The 349-nt window shown below is 55.9% G+C and carries 1 pseudogene; it reads left to right on the forward strand.

Going from position 1 to position 349, the window contains the following annotated elements:
• Nucleotides 1–230: 230 nt before the first annotated feature.
• Nucleotides 231–349: pseudogene (locus tag A3754_RS04635) on the forward strand (cytochrome b); the annotation flags it as partial.

The following is a 349-nucleotide window of genomic DNA, read 5'->3' on the forward strand; positions in this document are numbered from 1 at the left end:
CCAAGGCGTAAGAGTAGCAGAAGGCCGGGCCACTGAGGCAATCAACGGAACAGCTGATCAAACCGTTCAGTTTTTTGCGCTGTGTCCCGGACCACAATGCCGACAAGCTAGAGGCATACGCACAACGCCTGTAAGTTTTGTAATCAACGGAACCTGATGCGCGGCGTGGACTCTGAACAAGTAAGGGATCGCCCAGCCATAAGGGCGGAGAACACTGGAAGGGAACCCTCATGAAACTGCGCAACGACTCGCAACGCTTTGGCGCCATTGCCGTGCTGTTCCACTGGCTGGTGGCATTGGCGGTGATCGGCCTGTTTGCGCTGGGCTTTTATATGGTGGACCTGGGCTA

Source organism: Alcanivorax sp. HI0083 (assembly GCF_001635175.1).